The sequence below is a fragment of the Nocardia neocaledoniensis genome, from assembly GCF_029868625.1.
GTDB lineage: Bacteria > Actinomycetota > Actinomycetes > Mycobacteriales > Mycobacteriaceae > Nocardia > Nocardia neocaledoniensis_A.
Map to the genome: position 1 here is coordinate 1 of NZ_JARWOJ010000113.1, position 6664 is coordinate 6664.

General features: G+C 68.8%; 7 protein-coding genes and 1 tRNA gene. 6 read left to right on the top strand and 2 right to left on the bottom strand.

The window, feature by feature from the left end; translation table 11 throughout:
* Positions 1-202 precede the first annotated feature (202 nt).
* Positions 203-571 (top strand): nuclear transport factor 2 family protein, encoded by a 369-nt coding sequence (locus tag QH270_RS07725; protein ID WP_280339806.1) that lies wholly within the window; start codon positions 203-205, stop codon positions 569-571.
* Between the two features lie 22 nt (positions 572-593).
* Here QH270_RS07725 and QH270_RS07730 read toward each other — a convergent pair.
* Positions 594-678: transfer RNA gene (locus QH270_RS07730), tRNA-Ser, on the bottom strand.
* Positions 679-759: 81 nt separating this feature from the next.
* On the opposite strand from QH270_RS07730, the gene QH270_RS07735 reads away from it, so the two are divergent.
* Complete coding sequence (locus tag QH270_RS07735) at positions 760-1743, top strand: NAD(P)H-quinone oxidoreductase (RefSeq protein ID WP_280339808.1); 984 nt, start codon at positions 760-762, stop codon at positions 1741-1743.
* Positions 1744-1747: 4 nt separating this feature from the next.
* Here the strand turns inward: QH270_RS07735 and QH270_RS07740 are convergent, their stop codons facing one another.
* On the bottom strand, positions 1748-2950 hold the full coding sequence (locus tag QH270_RS07740; protein WP_110038116.1) for a cysteine desulfurase-like protein: 1203 nt from the start codon (positions 2948-2950) through the stop codon (positions 1748-1750).
* Positions 2951-3036: 86 nt separating this feature from the next.
* On the opposite strand from QH270_RS07740, the gene QH270_RS07745 reads away from it, so the two are divergent.
* From QH270_RS07745 to glfT1, 4 genes are all read left to right on the top strand, one after another.
* Positions 3037-3624, top strand: coding sequence for a bacterial proteasome activator family protein (locus QH270_RS07745; protein WP_280339810.1), 588 nt, complete (start codon positions 3037-3039; stop codon positions 3622-3624).
* 185 nt (positions 3625-3809) lie between these two features.
* Complete coding sequence (gene wzm, locus QH270_RS07750; protein WP_280339813.1) at positions 3810-4637, top strand: galactan export ABC transporter permease subunit Wzm/RfbD; 828 nt, start codon at positions 3810-3812, stop codon at positions 4635-4637.
* 14 nt (positions 4638-4651) lie between these two features.
* Positions 4652-5470, top strand: a complete 819-nt coding sequence (gene wzt / locus QH270_RS07755; RefSeq protein WP_280339811.1) for a galactan export ABC transporter ATP-binding subunit Wzt/RfbE — start codon at positions 4652-4654, stop codon at positions 5468-5470.
* On the top strand, positions 5467-6522 hold the full coding sequence (gene glfT1 / locus QH270_RS07760) for a galactofuranosyltransferase GlfT1 (protein WP_280339812.1): 1056 nt from the start codon (positions 5467-5469) through the stop codon (positions 6520-6522). Before wzt ends, glfT1 begins: the two co-directional genes overlap by 4 nt.
* Positions 6523-6664 lie beyond the last annotated feature (142 nt).

Consider the following 6664-nt stretch of genomic DNA (forward strand, 5'->3'; position numbering starts at 1 on the left):
CCCTACACCGCCCCAATGGCGCGCGCCCACCCCTATGGTTCCTCGGGCTACGGGGGGCCAAACCCCCCTAAACCGCCCGGGTCCCGGCCTGCGGCCGGTCTGGGGGGGCGGGCGGCCGTTACCGGCTCATCCGGCGTAAAGTCCTGCGTACGGGCCGAATCGCCCTGGTCCGGCTCGCTGACGACGAGCGAGGGAGACCCCGATGAGCACCGCATCCGGTTCCGGATTCGATGCCGAGGCACTGCGCCGCGGTATCGAGGGACGAGACGCCGACACCCTGCTGGATCTGTACGGCGACGACGCCGAGATCCGCATGGTCGACCACCATGACCAACCGAGCCATCCCCGTGTGCTGCACGGCCGTTCGGCCATCGGCGAGATGTTCACCGATGTCTGCGCCCGCGAGATGACCCACAAACTCGAGAGCATCCTGATGGACGGCGACCACGTCGCCTTCGTCGAATCCTGCCGCTACCCCGACGGCACCCGCGTCCTGGTCCACTCGATGGCCGACATCCGCGACGGCCGCATCGTCGACCAGACCTCGATCCAAGCCTGGGACGAGCAGTAGCCCCGCGTCGCGGTCGCTGTTGCGGAGACGGAGGGATTTGAACCCCCGATGGTGTTACCCATGCTCGCTTTCAAGGCGAGTGCATTCGGCCGCTCTGCCACGTCTCCTTCGCCTGGAATGGTAGCGGACGCGGCGGCGGACGGGCGTGGTGCTGGTTGGTACCGGCGGGACGGGGCAAGATCGATCTCATGCGCGCTGTCGAATTGAACGGGTTCGGTGGGCCCGAGGTGATGGAGTGGACCGAGACGGTCGATCCGGAGGTCCGGCCGGGTGAAGTGCTGATCGAGGTCATCGCGGCGGGGGTGAATCGGGCCGATGTGATGCAGCGGCGCGGGTTCTATCCGCCGCCCGCCGACGCCAGTGCGGTACCGGGACTGGAGTGTTCGGGCACGATCGTCGAGCTGGGCGACGGGGTGCGGGACTGGCAGGTCGGCGATCGGGTGTGCGCGCTGCTCTCGGGCGGTGGCTACGCCGAGCGGGTGGCCGTGCCCGCGACCCAGGTGCTGCCGATTCCGGACGGCCTCGATCCGGTGGCGGCGGCCGGGCTGCCGGAGGTGGCGGTGACCGTGTGGTCGAACCTGGTGCTGACCGCGGGGCTGCGGGCGGGCCAGCTGGTGTTGATCCACGGTGGCGGCGGCGGGATCGGTACCTGCGCGATCCAGGTGGCCAAGCGCCTCGGCGCGCGGGTGGCGGTGACGGCGGGCTCGGCCGAGAAGCTGACCAAGTGCGGCGAGCTGGGCGCCGACCTGCTGATCAACTACAAGACGCAGGACTTCGTCGCCGAGGTCGCCGCGCTCGACGGCGCCGACGTCATCCTCGACAACATGGGCGCCAAGTATCTCGAGCGCAATGTGGAGGCGCTGGCCGCGCACGGACAACTGGTCGTGATCGGCATGCAGGGCGGGGTGTCCGGCACGCTGAATCTGGCCGCGCTGCTGGGCAAATGGGGCACGGTGCACGCGACCAATGTGCGCAACCGGCCGCGCGCCGGAGCCGGGAGCAAGGCCGAGGTCGTCGCCGCGGTGCGCGAGCGGCTGTGGCCGCTGGTGGCCGCGGGCGAGGTGGTGCCGGTGATCTCCGCCGAACTGCCCGTCACCGAGGCCGGGCGCGCGCACGAGCTGCTCGATTCACCGGAGACCTTCGGCAAGGTCGTCCTGCGGATCCGCGACTGAGCGGCTATTCGAGTGCGCTCAGGGCGCGGCCGAGCTGGTCGATCTCGTAGCGCGTGGTGTACGGCGCCAAGCCGATGGTGACGGCGCCGCCCTCGTCGTTGACACCCAGCGCGTCGAGCAGCCTGCTGCCGCCGTGCACCCCGCTGACCGTGCCGATCCGGTTGTCGGCCAGCTTGGCCGCCACCTTCTCCGCCTGCATCCCCGCCATCGTGAAGCTGACGGTGGGGATGCGGGTGGAGGCGCGGCCGATCACGGTGAGGTTCTCGACCTTGTCCAGCACCTGCATCAGGTGATCGAACAGCTGATCGTGGTAGTCCTGCAGCGAGGTGATCGACATCTCGAGCCGCTCGCGGCGGGTGCCCCTGGCGCGCTCGTCGAGTCCGGCGAGGAAGTCGATCGACTCGGTGAGCCCGGCCAGCAGCGCGTACTGATGCCCGCCGACCTCGAGCCGTTCAGCACCCTTGGCATAGGGGTTGAGCGACATGGACGGGATGCGGTCGAGGAACGCCGGATCGCGGAACACCAGGGCGCCCACCTGCGGGCCGCCCCACGACGGCGCGCTCAGCGCGACCACGTCGGCGTTGAGCTCGTCGATATCGATCAGCGCGTAGGGCGCGGCGCCGAACGCGTCGGCCACCAGCAGGCCACCGACGTCGTGCACCCGGTCGGCCGCCACCCGGACCGCGGGCGCCGAGCCGACGATCGGGGACGCGGCGGTGAGCGCGACCAGGCGGGCGGTCGGGCCGATGAGCTCCTCGAACTGCCAGGACGGCATCTCGCAGGTCTCGATCTCCACCTCGGCCCAGCGCACGTGCGCGCCGTACCGGTTGGCGATGCGCAGCCACGGCGCGACATTGGCCTCGTCGTCGAGCCGCGACAGCACGATGCCGGTGCCGAGACCGAGCCGGGAACTCAGCGATTCCGCCAGCCAGGCCAGCAGTACCGCGCGATCGGGTCCGAGCACGACGCCGGCCGGATCTCCACCGACCAGGTCGGCGACCGCCGAGCGCGCGGCCTCGAGAATCGCGCCGCTGCGGGTCGCCGCACCGTGGCGGCCGATGTGGGAAAACGAGGAGGTGCGGAAACCCGTTGACACGGCACGCGATACCGAATCGGGAACGAGCATCCCCGCCTGCGGATCCAGATGAATCCAGCCGTCGCCCAGGGACGGTATCAGGCCCCGAACCCTCGCGACGTCATAAGTCATGCCCGCCACTTTAAGGGCAGCGGGCGTTCGGGGGTAACCGCGTCGGGGTTTTAGCGCGAACCCGACACACACGCAATGATGGGGATATGACGCACTCGGAGGATGTACCGGAATCCATCGTCGTGATCGGTCCCGACGGCCGTCCGCTCACCGTGCCCGCCGACCAGAACGGCGCCGCGGCGTTCACCGCGCAGGTCGTGCCCGACGACGAGAAGAGCGACGCCGACGACAAGGACAACGGCGAATCCCTGGCCGACATGGTCGAGCAGCCCGCCAAGGTGATGCGCATCGGCACCATGATCAAGCAGCTGCTCGAGGAGGTGCGGGCGGCTCCGCTCGACGACGCCAGCCGGTCCAGGCTCAAGGAGATCCACAAGTCCTCGGTGCGCGAGCTCGAGCAGGGTCTCGCGCCGGAACTGCGGGACGAGCTGGAACGGCTCACCCTGCCCTTCACCGACGAGTCGGTACCGTCGGACGCCGAGCTGCGAATCGCCCAGGCCCAGCTGGTCGGCTGGCTGGAGGGCCTGTTCCACGGCATCCAGACCGCGCTGTTCGCCCAGCAGATGGCGGCCCGCGCACAGCTCGAGCAGATGCGTCAGGGGGCGTTGCCGCCCGGCATGCACGCGGGCGAGCCGAAGCAGGGCGGACACGTCGGCGGCGGGCAGTATCTGTAGCCGCCCGCACCCCGTACCAGCCACCGATCCACCCTGTAAGGTCGGGGACCGTGCCCGCAGCTGCCGCTCGTCCCGATTCGGTCTCCGACCGGAGCGACGCGCGTACCGAAGAGAGCCCCGTGCATTCTGACGACAACTCCACGGTGACCGAAGCCGAGCCGGCCGAAGCCGCCGCAGCAGAGCCGATGGTGTCGGATTCGCAGACGTTCCGCCGCGCGTTCAAGGACATGCGCGACGGCTTCCACCAGCGCGAGCTCTGGCTGTCGCTGGGCTGGCAGGACATCAAGCAGCGCTACCGGCGCTCGGTGCTCGGTCCGTTCTGGATCACCATCGCGACCGGCTTGCAGGCGCTGGCGATGGGTCTGCTGTATTCGACCCTGCTGGATCAGCCGATCAGCGAGTACCTGCCGTATGTGACGGTCGGTCTGATCATCTGGAACGTGATCAGCGCTTCGATCCTCGAGGGCTCGGATGTCTTCATCGCCAACGAGGGCCTGATCAAACAGCTGCCCTCGGCGCTGAGCGTGCACGTGTACCGGCTGGTGTGGCGGCAGTTCCTGTTCTTCATCCACAACGTGGCGATCTACGCGGTGCTGCTGGTGGCGTTCTCGCTCTGGCGCAACCTCGACGCCTCGGTTCTATTGGCGATCCCCGCGATCGTGCTGCTGTTCCTCAACGCCATGTGGGTGTCGATCGTGTTCGGCATCTTCAGCACCCGCTACCGCGACATCGCGCCGATCCTCGGCTCGATGACGCTGATGCTGTTCGTGCTGACCCCCGTCATGTGGTCGACGAAGGCGCTGGAGAACTCGGTCGGCGGGATGAGCGACCGGGCCAAGCTGATCGAGATCGTGCCCACCTTCCACTACCTCGAGATCGTGCGCGCACCGCTGCTCGGCGAGCCGTCGGAGTGGCATCACTGGGCGATCGTCGGTGCGATCACGGTGGTCGGCTGGATCGTCGCGATCCTGGCGCTCAAGCAGTACCGCGCCCGCGTCCCGTACTGGGTTTAGGAGCAGTGGAGTCGATGAGCCGTGTGAGTATCGAAACCCATCAGGCGTGGGTCGAGTTCCCCATCTTCGACGCCAAGTCGCGGTCGCTGAAGAAGGCGTTCCTCGGCAAGGCGGGCGGCGCGATCGGGCGCAACAGCTCCGACGTGGTCGTCGTCGAGGCGCTCCGTGACATCAACCTCTCGCTCAAGGAGGGCGACCGGGTCGGCCTGGTCGGTCACAACGGCGCGGGCAAGTCGACCCTGCTGCGGTTGCTCTCCGGCATCTACGAGCCCTCGCGCGGCAGTGCGCGCATCCGCGGCCGGGTGGCTCCGGTGTTCGACCTCGGCGTCGGCATGGATCCGGAGATCTCCGGCTACGAGAACATCATCATCCGCGGGCTGTTCCTCGGGCAGACCCGCAAGCAGATGATGGCGAAGATCGACGAGATCGCCGATTTCACCGAGCTCGGCGAGTACCTGTCGATGCCCCTGCGCACCTACTCCACCGGCATGCGGGTGCGCCTGGCGATGGGTGTCGTCACCTCGATCGACCCCGAGATCCTGCTCCTCGACGAGGGCATCGGCGCGGTCGACGCGGAGTTCATGAAGAAGGCGCGCACGCGGCTGCAGTCGCTGGTCGCGCGCTCGGGCATCCTCGTCTTCGCCAGCCACTCCAACGAATTCCTCGCCCAGCTCTGTGACACCGCGATGTGGGTCGATCACGGACAGATCCGTCAGCAGGGTGGCATCGAAGAAGTCGTACGCGCGTACGAAGGTCCCGACGCGGGTAATCACGTGGCACAGGTCCTGCGCGAGCTGGAGTCCGAGAAAGAACTGGAGCGCAACAACGCATGAGCGGTGACGAGGCTGCCCCGGCTGCCGTGCCGGGTGGGTTCAGCATGACCGACCGCCTCGAGGCGACTCCGGCGCCCATCGAGCCCGCGGCGCCCGCCGTCGACGCCGCCGACGAGCTGCCCGAGGGCGCCGAACCCGCCGACCTCACCACCGAGACCGGGCCGCAGGCGCGGATCATCGGCGTCGTCGTCACGCACAAGCGCCGCGAGCTGCTCGCCGAATCGCTGAAGGTACTCGCCTCGCAGTCGCGGCCGATCGACCATCTGATCGTCGTCGACAACGCCAACGAGGACGAGGTGGCCGAGCTGGTCGCCCAGCAGCCGATCGAGGCCACCTATCTGGGTTCGCGCCACAACCTCGGCGGCGCGGGCGGTTTCGCGCTCGGCATGCTGCACGCGCTCACCATGGGCGCCGACTGGGTGTGGCTGGCCGACGACGACGGCCGCCCGGACGGTCCCGAAGTGCTGGCGACGCTGCTGGATTGCGCGCGCAAGCACCACCTCGTCGAGGTGTCGCCGGTGGTGTGCGACATCGACGAACCCGACCGGCTCGCCTTCCCGTTGCGGCGCGGCGTGGTGTGGCGGCGGCTGCGCTCGGAGCTCGGCGACGAGGACTTCCTGCCCGGCATCGCGTCGCTGTTCAACGGCGCGCTGATCTCGGCCAAGGCCGTCGACCTGATCGGTGTGCCCGATCTGCGGCTGTTCGTGCGCGGTGACGAGGTGGAGGTGCATCGCCGCCTCGTGCGCTCGGGCTTGCCGTTCGGCACGTGTCTGCAGACGGCCTACCTGCACCCGAACGGCGCGGAGGAGTTCAAGCCGATCCTCGGCGGGCGGATGCACACCCAGTACCCGGACGATCCGGTGAAGCGCTACTTCACCTACCGCAATCGCGGCTACCTGATGTCGCAGCCGGGGATGCGCAAGCTGTTGCCGCAGGAGTGGATTCGGTTCTCCTGGTTCTTCCTGGTGACCCGGCGCGATCCCGCCGGTCTGCGGGAGTGGTTCCGGTTGCGCTCGCTCGGCCGCAACGAGCAGTTCGGCAAGCCGGACTGAGACCCACGTCCGGCCGCTCGCATCCCACCGGCTGCCGCCAGACGTGGGTGAGTCGCCGGCGCGAACCGGGGGGGGGCCGGACGTTCCAAACGGGGGGCGGGGGGAGGCCGCCCAGGTAACCCCCCGCACAGGTGCCGAATTG